Below are 16,472 nucleotides of genomic sequence, written 5' to 3' on the forward strand. Positions count from 1 at the left end.
TGACAGCATGCGGAAATAGTCATGCCCTTCGTGGCGGCTTAGGCTATTGAAAATCGCAAACTAATCATGCAACACCGGATTAATCGCCCATGTTGAATCTGAAAATGTTAACGATGGTTGATAAAGCATTAATACAGACTGTGCAATTGTGTGCTGCTGCCAGCAGTAGCCACTAACGTACCAGGGTTTTTATTCATCTACCTTTTATTCTAGTGGTCCGAGAGTTCGGTGAATCGCCGCTGCAAACGGTTTGTATCGTTTCGACAATGTGTCATTAGCGCAATACATGTAGCGGTATGCTCTGGCTTATTTATTAAACATTCGATCGCTAAAGATGATTGAAAGTTTCGTGGCTAACAATTGGTTTTCGATTTAAACGGTTAGGGTAAATATAATGAAAGTAACCATTTTTGGTATTGGCTACGTCGGATTGGTTCAAGCCGCAGTATTTGCTGAGGTTGGGCATGATGTACTTTGTATTGATGTCGATGCACGTAAGGTAGAAGGCTTGCAAAAAGGGCATCTGCCAATTTTTGAGCCTGGGCTGTCTACTTTGGTAAAAGAAAACGTTGAGGCTGGTCGTCTGCATTTCTCTACGGATGCGAAAGCTGGTGTACATCACAGTGCCATCCAATTTATTGCTGTTGGTACTCCGCCAGATGAGAATGGTGCCGCAGATTTGCAATATGTGATTCAGGTTTCAGAAACTATCGCTAAATATATGATGGAACCTAAAGTTATCATTGATAAATCCACGGTTCCGGTGGGTACTGCCGATAAAGTTCGGAGTGCCATGGCTGCAGTTCTACGTCAGAGAGATATAGAGATCGACTTTGATGTGATATCCAATCCTGAATTTCTGAAAGAAGGGGCGGCGGTATCTGACTGTAAGCGCCCTGAGCGTATCGTAATAGGTACTGACAATAATGACGTGATTCCACTTATAAGTGAGCTGTATGAGCCATTTAATCGCAATCACGACCGTATGCTGGTAATGGATGTGCGCAGTGCTGAACTGACGAAGTATGCGGCTAACTGTATGCTGGCGACAAAAATCAGTTTTATGAATGAAATTGCAAATCTGGCCGAACTATTAGGCGCAGATGTAGAAAAAGTCCGGCAGGGTATAGGCTCAGATTCGCGTATTGGCTATCACTTTATATATTCAGGCTGCGGCTACGGTGGATCCTGTTTCCCAAAAGACGTTCAAGCATTAATTAGTACAGCTGAGAATATTGGTTATCAACCAAAACTGTTACAAGCCGTAGAGCAAGTCAACATTCAGCAAAAATCCAAACTGACTCAGTTTATTAAAAAACACTATGGCGATAACCTGGCTGGAAAAACTTTTGCGCTATGGGGACTGGCATTTAAACCTAATACCGATGATATGCGTGAAGCGCCAAGTCGTGTTTTGCTGGAGTCGCTGTGGGAGGCTGGTGCTATTATTCAGGCTTATGATCCTGAAGCCATGGACGAAACTCAGCGGATTTATGGTTCGCGTGACGATTTGAGATTAATGGGAACTAAAGAAGCTGCGCTTCAGGGGGCAGATGCGTTGGTTATTTGTACCGAGTGGCAAAACTTTCGAGCTCCAGATTTTGACGTTATCAAATCCAGATTGAAAGAAGCGGTTATTTTTGATGGGCGTAATTTGTACGACCCGGAGCGCTTAAATAGCCGGGGCTTTATTTATTATGCCATCGGCCGCGGAGCATCGGTTAATCACGCTAACTCGCGCTAAGTAAGAACATTCTAAGCAGCGGTATGTTTTACAACGGCCATACTGCTGCATTTTCTGATTTTTCTATCCACGTTAAAACCGTAAATTTTCTTCTGAATAAATCTGACGTTGGTAAAACTCTGACGGCACTTTACCTGAAATTTAAAACTAACTATTAATATTGTTATAGATTAGCAGAGTATTCTTATGGATTTGCTATGAAAATGATAACGGAGAGTAATTTATAGAGAAGTGTAATGATTGGTAAGAAATTGGGAATTTTTTCTGGGTTAAGGATCGTTTTTAAAACCCAATAAAAAATACCCTCAACATAAGAAGAGGGTATTTCTCAGATAATAGTAAATGTTTAAATACTATTACAGTAGGAAATCGTCCAGCGATTTACCTTGTTCATCGAGAGCTTTCTTAATCACAGCTGGAGTACGGCCTTGGCCGGTCCAAGTTTTCAGTTCGCCATTTTCATCAGTATATTGGTATTTAGCTGGGCGAGCTGCACGTTTAGCTTTGCCTGCTGCTTTAGCTGTACTTAAAGTGGCCATCAGCTCGTTCGGGTCAATACCGTCTGCAATAAGCATTTCACGATATTGCGACAGTTTACGCTCACGTTCTTCAATCTCAGCTTTAGCCTGACGTTCTTCTTCAACACGCTCTTCAACAACTACCTTCAACTTATCAAGTATTTCTAGCAATATATCAACGTCATAGTTGCGCGCTTTAGCACGTAGAGTACGGATGTTGTTTAGAATATTAAACGGTTCGCTCATTGTCCTGGTCTCAATTATAATGTTGGGGGGCGTCTGGATAATAATAGAGTGCTATTTTAATTTCTGCAATAGCCAATTTGATTAGCTTACTGGAATTTACTCTTTTTAAAAGCTGAAAGTTGTCTGTCGTTAGTAATAAGTGATGAGTTCGGGCAATTAGTTTGCACAGTTCTAAGACAAATTCTCGATATGTGAGTAAAAGTTGCAATTTTAGAACATGATTTTCTCACTAAGCTATAAGCATGCTTTATATCAATAAAGCAAAAAATAGAGCGTTGTTGATTGTGTTTGCTCGTTTACAGCCATCGAAAAAAATGTGGATATAGATGAAAAAATCGACTTTGCCAAGGATACCTTTAACCGGATAAAGTCGCAACGACACTAATAAATATGTCTGTTAGGTATTTAATGTTAATTTCTATCGCTGCCATGATGCATGGGATTAATGAGTAAATTTGGCTGTTGTTGAGTTCGATGTTTTTTTGGTTTTTACTCCTTTTAGTACAGCCCCATGTTTGGGGAAAATCTTTAAGCGCGATGAAACTGTGAACTCAGTCAAAAAATAGCATCGAATGGATTCTTAAATCAGTCCAGGTAAAAGAAGCCGGAATGCTTTCATCGCATTACTCAATTTATTAAACTTATTAACCTCCTGCATCCCCTGTCAGCTTGCGCATAAAGTTTGTGTTACACTATGGCATATCGTTAATTTGCGCTTTTAATATACCAGTGGAGTTACGGGCCCATGGCTCAGCTTTATTTTTATTATTCTGCAATGAATGCAGGGAAGTCCACCGCATTACTTCAATCCTCCTATAACTATCAAGAGCGTGGTATGCGCACACTGGTTTTCACGGCAGAGATTGATAACCGTTTCGGCGTTGGCAAAGTCAGTTCACGTATCGGCCTAACCTCTCAGGCTCAGCTTTATAATAATGAAACCCAATTGGCGGCCATTATAGAAGCAGAGCACCATGATAAGCCGGTGCATTGCGTGCTGCTGGATGAGTGCCAGTTCCTGACCAAAGAGCAGGTTAGGCAGCTTTGCCACGTTGTCGATGAATATCATATTCCAGTCCTTTGCTATGGCCTGCGCACCGATTTCCTCGGGGAGTTATTTACCGGCAGTAAATATTTGCTGGCCTGGGCTGATAAATTGGTGGAATTAAAAACCATTTGTCACTGTGGCCGTAAAGCCAATATGGTGCTGCGATTAGATGCGCAGGGCAGAGCGGTGCATGATGGTGAGCAAGTAGTGATTGGTGGTAACGAAAGCTATGTTTCCGTTTGTCGCCGGCATTATAAAGAAGCAATCAGTGCGGCCTGCACGCCGTTAGCTGGGCAGGGCGATATTTAATCCTCGAGAATCCCCCTCAGAAGCCCCATGGACGTTTTTTTTGTCGCCGTGGGGTGACTTACCTTTTTGTCTTTCCTCGTATTAGCATTCTGTTGACGTCGTTTGAACCTAAACTCAATGGCACAGACAGATACGTTCGTTAATCTATGTACCTTAGCCGATGAATAATAGGAATAGCGGCAGATAATTATGATCGGGTCGATATTCACTATGAGTCTCGATGACGGGGAAATAATGGGTAGGGTTTGACAATGTTGCTGCACAAGAAAACCCCCCAATCAGATTTACCGATTGAGGGGTAGACAGTTTGCTGATTACCCACCGTTAGATGAGCAGTGCAGTCAAATGATTACTTCTTGGTCTTTTTTTCTGCTTTAACCACTTCTTTTGCAGCTGCTTCTTCACGTTCGAATTCTTCGACGTATTCGCGGCCATAATAAGTGTCCATCAGAATCTGTTTCAGCTCAGAGATCAGCGGGTAACGTGGGTTAGCACCGGTACACTGGTCATCGAAAGCATCTTCAGACAGTTTGTCGACCTTCGCCAAGAAGTCAGCTTCCTGAACGCCCGCTTCGCGAATAGAAGTCGGGATACCCAGTTCGGCTTTGATTTCATCCAACCAAGCCAACAGTTTCTCGATTTTCTGTGCGGTACGGTCGCCAGCGGCAGCCAGACCCAAGTGGTCAGCGATTTCAGCGTAACGACGACGTGCCTGTGGGCGGTCGTATTGGCTGAAGGCCGTTTGCTTAGTCGGGTTGTCGTTCGCGTTATAACGGATAACGTTAGAGATCAACATGGCGTTAGCCAGACCGTGCGGGATGTGGAACTCAGAACCCAGTTTGTGAGCCATTGAGTGACAGACACCCAGGAAGGCGTTCGCAAACGCGATACCGGCGATAGTCGCTGCGTTGTGTACACGCTCACGTGCAACCGGGTTTTTCGCCCCTTCTTTGTAGCTGGCTGGCAGGAATTCTTTCAACAGTTTCAACGCTTGCAGCGCCTGACCGTCGGAGTATTCGTTAGCCAGTACAGAGACATAGGCTTCCAAGGCATGAGTTACCGCATCCAATCCGCCGAAGGCGCACAGGGATTTAGGCATATTCATAACCAGGTTGGCATCAACGATAGCCATATCTGGAGTCAATGCGTAGTCAGCCAATGGATATTTCTGGCCGGTAGCATCGTCGGTAACGACCGCAAACGGTGTTACTTCTGAACCGGTACCGGAAGTGGTGGTGACGGCGATCATTTTCGCTTTCACGCCCATTTTCGGGAACTTGTAGATACGTTTACGGATATCCATAAAGCGCAGCGCCAGTTCTTCGAAGTGAGTTTCCGGATGTTCGTACATTACCCACATGATTTTGGCCGCATCCATCGGTGAACCGCCACCCAGCGCGATAATCACGTCTGGTTTGAAGGAGTTCATCTGCTCAGCACCTTTACGCACGATGCTCAACGTTGGGTCAGCTTCAACTTCGAAGAAGACTTCGGTTTCGATACCGTGAGATTTCAGCACGCTGGTGATTTGGTCAGCGTAGCCGTTGTTGAACAGGTAGCGGTCAGTCACGATGAAGGCACGTTTTGCACCGTCAGTTGCCACTTCTTCCAGCGCGATTGGCAGTGAGCCACGGCGGAAGTAAATAGATTTCGGTAGTTTATGCCACAACATGTTTTCTGCTCGCTTAGCCACAGTTTTCTTGTTGATCAAGTGTTTCGGACCGACGTTTTCAGAGATGGAGTTACCACCCCATGAACCACAACCCAGCGTCAGAGACGGTGCCAGTTTGAAGTTGTACAGGTCACCGATACCACCTTGTGAGGCAGGGGTGTTAATTAGAATACGGGCAGTCTTCATTTTATCGCCGAAGTATTTCACGCGAGCAGTCTGGTTATCCTGGTCGGTGTACAGGCAAGAGGTGTGACCAATCCCGCCCATTTCAACCAGTTTTTCCGCTTTATCGACTGCGTCTTCGAAGCTCTTCGCACGATACATCGCCAGAGTCGGGGACAGTTTTTCATGAGCAAACGGCTCGGATTCGTCCACAACTTTCACTTCACCAATCAGAATCTTGGTATTGCCCGGAACCTTAATACCGGCCATTTCAGCAATTTTAGTTGCTGGCTGACCTACGATAGCCGCGTTCAGGCCACCGTTTTTCAGGATGATGTCCTGAACGGCTTTCAGTTCTTTACCTTGCAGCAGGTAGCCGCCGTGGGAGGCGAAACGTTCACGTACCGCGTCGTATACGGAATCAACGACGATAATAGATTGTTCAGATGCGCAAATGACGCCGTTATCAAAGGTTTTAGACATCAGAATAGAGGCTACAACGCGTTTGATATCTGCGGTTTCATCAACCACAACAGGCGTGTTACCTGCGCCTACGCCGATAGCAGGTTTACCAGAGCTGTAAGCCGCTTTAACCATGCCTGGGCCACCGGTTGCCAGAATCAGGTTGATATCTGGGTGGTGCATTAGTTGGTTAGATAATTCAACGGTAGGGGCATCAATCCAACCAATAATGTCGGCTGGCGCACCTGCAGCGATAGCGGCTTGCAGCACGATATCAGCAGCTTTATTGGTTGCGTCTTTAGCACGAGGATGTGGAGAGAAAATGATACCGTTACGGGTTTTCAGGCTGATTAATGCCTTGAAAATAGCCGTTGAAGTTGGGTTGGTTGTCGGCACGATACCGCAGATTAAACCGATAGGTTCCGCAATAGTGATGGTGCCGAAAGTTTTGTCCTCACCCAAGATGCCGCAGGTTTTTTCATCTTTGTAAGCGTTATAGATATACTCAGATGCGAAGTGGTTTTTAATAACCTTATCTTCGACAATACCCATGCCAGATTCCGCTACGGCCAATTTAGCCAAAGGGATACGGGCATCAGCAGCGGCTAGGGCGGCAGCGCGGAAGATTTTATCAACTTGCTCTTGAGTAAAGTTGGCATACTCGCGCTGGGCTTTCTTGACGCGTGCTACTAGCTCGTTAAGTTCAGCGACATTCGTTACAGCCATAATGCTCTCCTGATAATGTTAAACTCTTTTAGTAAATAAGCAGTTGAAGCAACTAGTATAGTCAGGCTATCTCGTGCTGCATTGTCGAATAGGAAGACTTTTCGCATTCTACTCAACCATTACTACCGCTGATTTACTGAAAGAGCTTTCTTTATTTTTGTCGGGGTGCGGATTTGAAGCTAACCACAACTGACCTTTCCAAGCTCTCTACCTCTTTTCCTATGACAGAGCTTAACTATTCTTAGGTATGGATTTCGTGATTTAAATCACAAAAACGTCAAGCTGACACCTTTCAGCAGCGTTGAATTGAGAATTAAAAGCATTAAAACCATAAAGGCGATATTTTATGACGTTAAAACAGCAGAAAAGACACACTTTGTTAACAGTTGCTCGCCTATTTTTTGAGTAAACTTATTGCGTATTAAAATGCTGATCTAATCCATAGATTCCCCAATGTAATTCCATTACATTAGCGCGCATATAGATGAAGGCTGTGCGTTATGCCAGTCCGGCAGCCAAAATAACTGCCTGAATGGCTCCAAGCGGCGGGTTTCTTCTGTAGTAGCTTGTAGTCGCGCCGTCACCTGAGCAAAAACTGGTCAGGGAGGCGCTAATCGACGGACATTAACCGCTAATGGTGGTTATTGCGCCGAGGTACTTTATATTAGCGATAGTGCGGAGTGGGTGTGAGTCAATCACTGTTGGACCTGTCAGGCTACATCAAGTTTTTTGTTGGCTTGTTTGCGCTGGTTAACCCGGTAGGAATATTGCCGGTATTTATTAGTATGACGAGTTACCAGGCAGAAGCGGGGCGCAATAAGACAAACCTGACGGCGAATCTTTCCGTCGCCATCATTTTATGGATAGCGCTATTCCTTGGGGATGCCATCCTGAAAGTATTTGGTATTTCTATCGATTCTTTCCGCATCGCCGGCGGTATTCTGGTCGTTAGCATTGCAATGTCGATGATTAGCGGCAAGCTGGGCGAGGATAAGCAAAACAAGCAGGAAAAAACCGAAACGGCAGTGCGGGATAGTATTGGCGTAGTACCCTTGGCTTTACCATTAATGGCAGGCCCAGGGGCGATCAGTTCGACTATTGTCTGGAGCTCCCGCTATCACAGTTGGCTAAATTTGCTCGGTTTAACTCTTGCTATCGCCTTATTTGCCTTCTGTTGCTGGCTGCTATTTCGCGCGGCGCCGCTATTGGTACGCTTGCTAGGGCAGACCGGTATTAACGTTATCACCCGAATCATGGGTTTGCTGCTGATGGCATTAGGTATCGAGTTTATTGTTACCGGTTTAAAGGCCAGCTTCCCCGGCTTACTTTAATTTAATTAATTTAATCTCGCGATGATACCGGCTGGCCGACCTATATCCTCGGCTGGCCGGTTTCCTTCCTCTCGCTTTCATTTTTTGTTTTATTTCCCACTTATCCGGTTCTTCAATATCCCTGTATTTTCCTAAACCCCATCCCGCTGCATTAATTTGGTGCGAACAGTGCATTAATTTTAACCAGATGCACTTTAATGTGGCGTAAATAAAGCTCTCCTGCCTTTAAACTGACTTAAAGCCTATTTATCTGTGTTTACGCACTGGCATCAGCGCCGTTTGATTAAAATAAATCCGTCATTTGTTGTTAATTTGCTCACATGATTCTGTAATGCTTGTGTGGAATTTATCTAGATGTTATTAGTGATTAAGACAACATATCCAGATGTTTATTCTGGGAATGGTATAAATGTTAATTTTATGTTTCTTTCTTCGGGTTGTGCGAAATTTCATTAGTTCAATTTTTTCCTTCCCTCTGAATTAATATAGTTAAATCAAATTGTTGCGTAATTTTTTGGGTGGGGTTAATACTATGAAAGATTACTCATTCAATGCAAGAAAAGAGAATTGCTTAACATTTCTGTAAAAATTATTGGCGTAGATTTTCTGCTTCTGTTAGCTTTCGAACCACTTCCGAATGAGATTTTTCTGTGTTCTCTGCAAAAAATGAGCATGGATATTGCAAGGAAATGAGCAGTGCAGCGCGGTATTGGCTCCAGACTGACCCTAACCATTAAAAAAAACATCATAAATTTGGAAAAAGGACTATTGGACATGCAGATAAAGTTGAAGCGTAAGCCATTAACAGTACTTAGCACTATTCTGAGTTTATCTTTTCCTTGTATGGTCGGTGCCGCAACTGTTCCTGCCGGCGTTGAATTATCCGCAACTCAATCCATCACCATTAATAACGGCGCAGAAGTTGCGTCGCTCGATCCTCATAAAGTTGAAGGCGTTGCGGAAAGCAATGTGATTTTAAATTTGCTGGAAGGTTTGGTGAGTAATGACGCCGATGGCCATATTATCCCCGCCGTTGCGACTCATTGGGAAAATAAAGATTTTAAGGTTTGGACTTTCCATCTACGGGATGGCGCGGTTTGGAATGATGGGGCGCCCGTGACCGCAGAAGATTTTGTGTACAGCTGGCAGCGTTTGGCTGATCCTAAAATAGGTTCGCCTTACGCCAGTTATTTGCAGTACGCTCAAATTGAAAACGTTGACGATATTTTAAAAGGCACGAAAACGCCGGGCACTTTAGGCGTTAAGGCATTGGATGCTAAAACGCTACAGGTCACATTAAGTAAACCCGTACCGTATTTTGTCAGTATGTTATCGCATACTTCAATGAAGCCAGTGAATCGGGCTGCGGTGGAAAAGTTTGGCGATAAATGGACTTTGCCGGGAAACTATGTCGGCAATGGTGCATACAATCTGAAAGATTGGGTGGTTAACGAACGCATTGTTATTGAACGTAATCCTACCTATTGGAATAATAAAGCGACAGTGATTGATCAGGCGACGTTCTTGCCAATAGCCTCTGAAGTGAGTGATATCAACCGTTATCGTAGCGGTGAAATAGATATTACCAGTGGTGCTATCCCGCCAACTTTATTCGCCAAAATGAAGCAAGATCTGCCAAAAGAAGTTCACGTAAGCCCTTATCTCTGTACTTTCTATTATGAAATTAATAATGGCAAAGCGCCGTTTACCGATGCGCGCGTGAGAACCGCCATTAAATTGACGCTGGATCGGGATGTGATCGCCAATAAGATTATGGGACAAGGGCAGATCCCAGCTTACGGATTTACGCCAACGTTTATGGAAGGGGCGAATTTTACATTGCCGGAGTGGGCGGGTTGGTCGCAAGAAAAACGTAATCAAGTGGCAAAACAGCTATTGGCCGAGGCTGGATATAACGATAAAAATCCGTTGAAGTTCAATTTGCTCTACAACACATCGGATCAGAATAAACAGCAGGCAATTGCTGCCGCATCTATGTGGCAAAAGAATCTGGGTGCCAAAGTTACTTTGCAGAATCAGGAATGGAAAACTTCGCTAGAAAGCCGCCATCAAGGTCAATTTGACGTGGCTCGAGCCACGTGGTGCGCGGATTATAATGAGCCTAGCGCCTTCCTGAATATGCTGTTATCCGACGGTAGCAATAATACCTTCTTCTATAAAAGCCCTGAATTTGACGCTATTTTGGCTAAAACGCTGACCGCGTCGGATGAAAAAGCCCGCGCCACGCTATACCAACAGGCAGAAAATTTACTGGATAAAGATTCGGTGATGGTTCCGGTGTATTACCGGGTCAGCGCCCGACTTATTCGGCCAACGGTAGGCGGTTTTAGCGGAAAAGATCCGCAGGACGCTACCGATATAAAGAATTTGTATATCCGTAAACTCTAGCAGAGTCAGTAATATCGTAGTAAAAACAATGATGGCAGTGAAATAGGGATGTATGACGCAGCGTCAGTGCGGTGTTAATACATATGGGGTCTTACTTCCTGTGGATTCGTTCCTCCATAGGGGTAAATAAAAAAATGCCTTTTAAAAGGTGAGGCGTATTCAGTCACTGGATAACGCAATAATAAAAAACTGGAGTTAAGATAAGTATGACCAACATCACAAAGAAAAGTCTCCTGGCCGCAGGTATCATCGCCGCTTTGGGTATAGCGTCGGTCAGCAGCAGTTTCGCCGCTGACGTTCCCGCCGGCGTTCAATTGGCAGAAAAGCAGGTTTTAGTCCGTAATAACGGTTCTGAACCTCAGTCTTTGGATCCGCATAAAATTGAAGGCGTGCCTGAGTCAAACCTGTCCCGTGACCTGCTGGAAGGCGTAGTGATCAACTCGCCAAACGGTGATATTGTTCCGGGTGTGGCAGAAAGCTGGGATAACAAAGACTTTAAGGTCTGGACTTTCCATCTGCGTAAAGATGCTAAATGGTCAAACGGTGACCCTGTCACTGCGCAAGACTTCGTTTATAGCTGGCAACGACTGGCCGACCCGAAAACGGCTTCCCCTTACGAAAGCTATGTGCAATATGCGCATATCGCGAATATCGATGACATTATTACCGGTAAAAAACCCGCTGACACACTGGGCGTAAAAGCGCTGGATGATCATACGCTGGAAGTCACTTTAAGCGAGCCGGTGCCTTACTTGGCCAAATTGCTGGCGCACCCGTCTATGTCTCCGGTGAATAAAGCCGTAGTCGAGAAGTTTGGCGACAAATGGACTCAACCAAAGAACTTCGTTGGCAACGGTGCTTATAAACTGAAAGACTGGGTGGTTAACGAACGCATCGTTCTGGAACGTAGCCCAACCTATTGGGATAACGAAAAAACCGTTATCAATCAAGTTACTTATCTGCCAATTTCTTCAGAAGTGACTGATGTTAACCGTTATCGCACCGGTGAAATCGACATGACCTATAACAACATGCCGATCGAGTTATTCCAGAAACTGAAGAAAGAGATCCCCGATCAGGTACATGTAGATCCTTATCTTTGTACTTATTACTACGAAATCAATAATGCGAAAGCGCCATTTACCGATGTTCGCGTGCGTGAAGCATTGAAATTAGGTATGGATCGCGACGTTATCGTTAATAAGGTGAAGAATCAGGGCGATCTGCCAGCCTTTGGTTTCACTCCGCCTTATACCAGCGGTGCCAATCTGAAGCAGCCTGAGTGGGCGAGCTGGACACAAGAAAAACGTAATGAAGAAGCGAAAAAATTGTTGGCCGAAGCCGGTTATACCAAAGATAAACCGCTGACATTCAACCTGTTGTATAACACTTCTGATCTGCATAAAAAATTGGCTATCGCCGCTGCGTCTATCTGGAAGAAAAATCTGGGTGTGGACGTGAAACTGGAGAATCAGGAATGGAAAACCTTCCTGGATACGCGCCATCAGGGCAATTTCGACGTGGCGCGTGCCGGCTGGTGTGCCGATTACAACGAGCCTTCTTCCTTCCTGAATATGATGCTGTCTAACAGCAGCAACAATACCGTTCATTATAAGAGCCCGGCCTTTGACAAGCTGATTTCTGATACGCTGAAAGTGAAAACTGACGAAGAGCGAGCGGCGTTGTATCAGCAGGCAGAAACTCAGTTGGATAAAGATTCTGCCATCGTGCCGGTGTATTACTACGTGAACGCCCGTTTGGTGAAACCTTACGTTGGTGGCTACACCGGTAAAGACCCGCTGGACAACTTGCACGTTAAAGATCTTTATATTATCAAGCATTAATCATTTTGAGGGCGGTTTCCTATGGGAAACTGCCCTTATTGTTTCGATAATATAAAGCCGTAGTAAAAGGCTAAAGACACAGGTACGGGCAATGTTAAAGTTTATTTTACGCCGCTGTTTGGAAGCAATTCCGACGTTATTTATACTGATTACTATTTCATTCTTTATGATGCGTCTTGCGCCGGGAAGTCCATTTACCGGTGAGCGTAATCTTCCGCCAGAAGTCATGGCCAATATTGAGGCAAAATATCACCTCAACGATCCTATCTATAAGCAGTATTTCAACTACCTTGGCCAATTGGCGCAAGGTGATTTGGGGCCTTCATTCAAATATAAAGATTATACCGTTAACGATTTGGTGGCCGCGTCTTTCCCGGTTTCCGCCAAGCTCGGTCTTGCGGCCTTTATTTTGGCCGTGGTGTTGGGGGTGAGTGCCGGCGTTATTGCGGCGTTGAATCAGAATACCAAATGGGATTATACGGTGATGGGCTTTGCCATGACCGGGGTAGTTATCCCCAGTTTCGTGGTGGCACCGCTGTTGGTGCTGATTTTTGCCATCATGCTTAAATGGTTACCGGGTGGCGGTTGGAACGGGGGCGCACTGAAATTTATGATTCTGCCGATGGTGGCGCTTTCTCTGGCTTATATAGCCAGTATCGCGCGTATTACCCGCGGTTCGATGATTGAGGTTCTGCATTCCAACTTTATTCGCACCGCGCGAGCCAAAGGTTTGCCGCTACGTACTATTGTATTCCGCCACGCATTAAAACCGGCGCTGTTGCCCGTTCTGTCTTATATGGGGCCAGCGTTCGTGGGTATTATTACCGGCTCTATGGTTATTGAAACCATCTTCGGGTTGCCGGGGATTGGTCAGCTGTTCGTAAACGGTGCGTTAAACCGCGATTATTCTCTGGTGTTGAGTTTGACGATACTGGTGGGCGCGTTAACCATTTTATTTAATGCGATCGTTGATGTGCTCTATGCCGTTATCGATCCAAAAATCCGTTACTAACACTGGAGCTGGCCTATTATGTTGAGCAAAAGAAATAGCGAAACGCTGGAAGCTTTCAGTGAAAAACTGGAAGTAGAAGGGCGTAGCCTTTGGCAGGATGCCCGTCGCCGTTTTGTACATAACCGCGCGGCGATCACCAGTTTGGTGGTCTTGATGTTAATTACTTTATTTGTGATTCTGGCTCCAATGCTGTCGCCATTTGCCTATGATGATACCGATTGGGCCATGATGTCGGCCGCGCCGAGCTTTGAATCCGGCCACTATTTTGGCACCGATTCCTCTGGCCGTGACTTACTGGTTCGTGTTGCCATCGGTGGACGAATCTCGCTGATGGTCGGTGTCGCAGCGGCTCTGGTCGCCGTGGTGGTCGGAACTTTGTACGGTTCACTCTCCGGTTATCTGGGCGGAAAAATCGACTCCCTGATGATGCGGTTGCTGGAAATTCTGAACTCCTTCCCGTTTATGTTCTTCGTGATTCTATTAGTGACCTTCTTCGGACAGAACATTTTGCTGATCTTTGTGGCGATCGGCATGGTTTCCTGGCTGGATATGGCGCGTATCGTGCGCGGGCAGACGCTAAGCCTGAAGCGCAAAGAATTCATTGAAGCGGCGCTGGTGGGCGGCGTATCAACCCGCAATATTGTGGTGCGACATATCGTCCCTAACGTATTGGGCGTGGTGGTGGTTTACGCTTCTTTATTGGTACCGAGTATGATTCTGTTCGAATCCTTCCTGAGCTTCCTCGGATTGGGGACTCAGGAACCGTTAAGTAGCTGGGGCGCATTATTGAGTGATGGAGCCAACTCGATGGAAGTCTCCCCTTGGTTGCTGATGTTTCCGGCGGGATTCCTGGTGATTACGCTATTTTGTTTCAATTTTATCGGCGATGGCTTGCGTGATGCCCTCGACCCGAAAGATCGCTGAGGAATATTGCCATGTCGATTACGAATAATCAGTCTGCCAATCCACAGTCCGTTTTATTGGATGTGAAAGACCTCAGTGTGACTTTCTCCACGCCGGATGGCGATGTGACGGCGGTGAACGATCTGAACTTCGACCTACGTGCTGGCGAAACCTTGGGTATCGTTGGGGAGTCTGGTTCAGGTAAATCTCAGACCGCATTTGCTCTGATGGGCCTACTGGCCAGCAACGGGCGTATTGGCGGTTCGGCCAAATTCAATGGTCGGGAAATTCTGAATCTGCCGGAAAAACAGCTAAACCGGATGCGGGCAGAGGAAATCTCGATGATTTTCCAGGACCCGATGACATCGCTGAATCCTTATATGCGCGTCGGCGAACAGCTGATGGAAGTGCTGCAACTGCATAAAAAGATGAGCAAAAGCGAAGCCTTTGAAGAATCCATTCGGATGCTGGATGCAGTAAAAATGCCGGAAGCCCGTAAACGGATGCGGATGTATCCCCATGAGTTTTCTGGCGGGATGCGTCAGCGAGTCATGATTGCTATGGCGTTGCTGTGCCGTCCTAAGTTATTGATTGCTGATGAGCCGACTACTGCTCTGGACGTTACCGTACAGGCGCAGATTATGACGCTGCTGAATGAGCTGAAAAACGAATTCAATACCGCGATTATCATGATTACCCATGATTTGGGCGTAGTGGCCGGTATCTGTAATAAAGTATTGGTGATGTATGCTGGCCGAACCATGGAATACGGCAAAGCCCGCGACGTGTTTTATCATCCAAGTCACCCATATTCCATTGGTTTACTGAATGCGGTTCCGCGTCTGGACGCTGAAGGCGAATCGCTGATGACCATCCCCGGCAATCCGCCGAACCTGCTGCGTTTACCGAAAGGCTGCCCGTTCCAGCCTCGCTGTCAGTACGCCATGGACCGTTGCTCAACCGCACCGGAATTGGAGCATTTTGGTGAAGGGCGCTTACGCGCTTGCTTTAAGCCAGTGGGGGAATTGGTATGAATACAGTGACAGATAAGCGCGTTTTGCTCGAGGTCGCCGATCTGAAAGTGCACTTCGACATTCAGGATGGCAAACAGTGGTTCTGGCAACCGTCGAAAACCCTGAAAGCGGTGGACGGCGTGACGCTGCGTTTATACGAAGGGGAAACCCTTGGTGTAGTGGGCGAATCCGGCTGCGGTAAATCGACCTTCGCTCGCGCCATTATCGGTTTGGTTAAAGCGACCGGTGGCAGCGTTGCCTGGTTAGGGAAAGATATGCTGAATATGAGCGACGCCGAGTGGCGTACTACGCGCAGCGATATTCAGATGATTTTCCAAGACCCGCTAGCGTCATTGAATCCGCGAATGACTATCGGCGAAATTATTGCCGAACCTTTACGCACCTATTACCCTAAAATGCCACGTCAGGAAGTGCGGGATAAAGTGAAGGCCATGATGTTGAAAGTGGGCCTGTTACCTAACCTAATCAACCGTTATCCGCATGAGTTCTCTGGCGGTCAGTGTCAACGCATCGGTATTGCCAGGGCGCTGATTCTGGAGCCGAAACTGGTTATTTGTGACGAACCGGTATCGGCTCTGGACGTATCGATTCAGGCGCAGGTGGTTAACCTGTTGCAGCAGTTACAGCGTGAGATGGGGCTGTCGTTGATCTTTATTGCTCACGATTTGGCGGTGGTAAAACACATTTCCGATCGCGTATTGGTGATGTATCTCGGCCACGCGGTTGAACTGGGTACCTACGATGAGGTGTACCACAATCCGCAGCATCCCTATACTAAAGCGCTAATGTCGGCAGTACCTATTCCCGATCCGGATAAAGAACGGGACAAAGTGATCCAACTATTGGAAGGGGAGCTTCCTTCGCCGATCAACCCGCCTTCCGGCTGTGTGTTCCGTACCCGCTGCCCGATTGCCGGGCCGGAATGTGCTAAAACTCGGCCGTTGCTGGAAGGCAGCTTCCGTCATGCGGTTTCCTGCCTGAAAGTTGATCCACTGTAATCATTCCGGCGGAATATCATTGAGAAAAAAAAAGCCCTGTTAGTTCAATTGCTA

Annotated in this window: 11 protein-coding genes; 9 read left to right on the forward strand and 2 right to left on the reverse strand. The window is 46.2% G+C overall.

Annotated elements, in window-relative coordinates; translation table 11 throughout:
- Positions 1-394: 394 nt before the first annotated feature.
- Entirely contained in the window at positions 395-1,744 is a 1,350-nt protein-coding gene (locus ACQ4OC_RS03040; protein ID WP_064513591.1) for a UDP-glucose dehydrogenase family protein, read from the forward strand.
- Positions 1,745-2,100: 356 nt separating this feature from the next.
- Here the strand turns inward: ACQ4OC_RS03040 and hns are convergent, their stop codons facing one another.
- Positions 2,101-2,508: a histone-like nucleoid-structuring protein H-NS gene (hns, locus tag ACQ4OC_RS03045; RefSeq protein WP_430970918.1), complete on the reverse strand. Its 408-nt coding sequence runs from the start codon at positions 2,506-2,508 to the stop codon at positions 2,101-2,103.
- A gap of 745 nt (positions 2,509-3,253) precedes the next feature.
- On the opposite strand from hns, the gene ACQ4OC_RS03050 reads away from it, so the two are divergent.
- Entirely contained in the window at positions 3,254-3,865 is a 612-nt protein-coding gene (locus ACQ4OC_RS03050; protein WP_064513595.1) for a thymidine kinase, read from the forward strand.
- Between the two features lie 349 nt (positions 3,866-4,214).
- Here the strand turns inward: ACQ4OC_RS03050 and adhE are convergent, their stop codons facing one another.
- Complete coding sequence (adhE, locus tag ACQ4OC_RS03055) at positions 4,215-6,887, reverse strand: bifunctional acetaldehyde-CoA/alcohol dehydrogenase (protein WP_064513597.1); 2,673 nt, start codon at positions 6,885-6,887, stop codon at positions 4,215-4,217.
- Positions 6,888-7,573: 686 nt separating this feature from the next.
- Here adhE and ACQ4OC_RS03060 point away from each other — a divergent pair.
- From ACQ4OC_RS03060 to oppF, 7 genes are all read left to right on the forward strand, one after another.
- Positions 7,574-8,218: a YchE family NAAT transporter gene (locus tag ACQ4OC_RS03060; protein ID WP_064513599.1), complete on the forward strand. Its 645-nt coding sequence runs from the start codon at positions 7,574-7,576 to the stop codon at positions 8,216-8,218.
- Positions 8,219-8,992: 774 nt separating this feature from the next.
- Complete coding sequence (locus tag ACQ4OC_RS03065; RefSeq protein WP_430970919.1) at positions 8,993-10,627, forward strand: ABC transporter substrate-binding protein; 1,635 nt, start codon at positions 8,993-8,995, stop codon at positions 10,625-10,627.
- Between the two features lie 206 nt (positions 10,628-10,833).
- Positions 10,834-12,471: an oligopeptide ABC transporter substrate-binding protein OppA gene (oppA, locus tag ACQ4OC_RS03070; protein ID WP_064513601.1), complete on the forward strand. Its 1,638-nt coding sequence runs from the start codon at positions 10,834-10,836 to the stop codon at positions 12,469-12,471.
- Positions 12,472-12,562: 91 nt separating this feature from the next.
- Positions 12,563-13,483: an oligopeptide ABC transporter permease OppB gene (oppB, locus tag ACQ4OC_RS03075; RefSeq protein ID WP_064513603.1), complete on the forward strand. Its 921-nt coding sequence runs from the start codon at positions 12,563-12,565 to the stop codon at positions 13,481-13,483.
- A gap of 15 nt (positions 13,484-13,498) precedes the next feature.
- Entirely contained in the window at positions 13,499-14,407 is a 909-nt protein-coding gene (gene oppC, locus ACQ4OC_RS03080) for an oligopeptide ABC transporter permease OppC (RefSeq protein ID WP_049598206.1), read from the forward strand.
- Positions 14,408-14,418: 11 nt separating this feature from the next.
- A complete protein-coding gene (locus ACQ4OC_RS03085; RefSeq protein ID WP_064513605.1) occupies positions 14,419-15,420 on the forward strand; it encodes an ABC transporter ATP-binding protein in 1,002 nt (333 codons plus the stop codon).
- Positions 15,417-16,418, forward strand: a complete 1,002-nt coding sequence (gene oppF, locus ACQ4OC_RS03090; protein WP_430970920.1) for a murein tripeptide/oligopeptide ABC transporter ATP binding protein OppF — start codon at positions 15,417-15,419, stop codon at positions 16,416-16,418. Before ACQ4OC_RS03085 ends, oppF begins: the two co-directional genes overlap by 4 nt.
- Positions 16,419-16,472: the final 54 nt, after the last annotated feature.

This window comes from Yersinia sp. J1 (assembly GCF_050586585.1).
Taxonomy (GTDB): Bacteria; Pseudomonadota; Gammaproteobacteria; order Enterobacterales; family Enterobacteriaceae; genus Yersinia; species Yersinia entomophaga.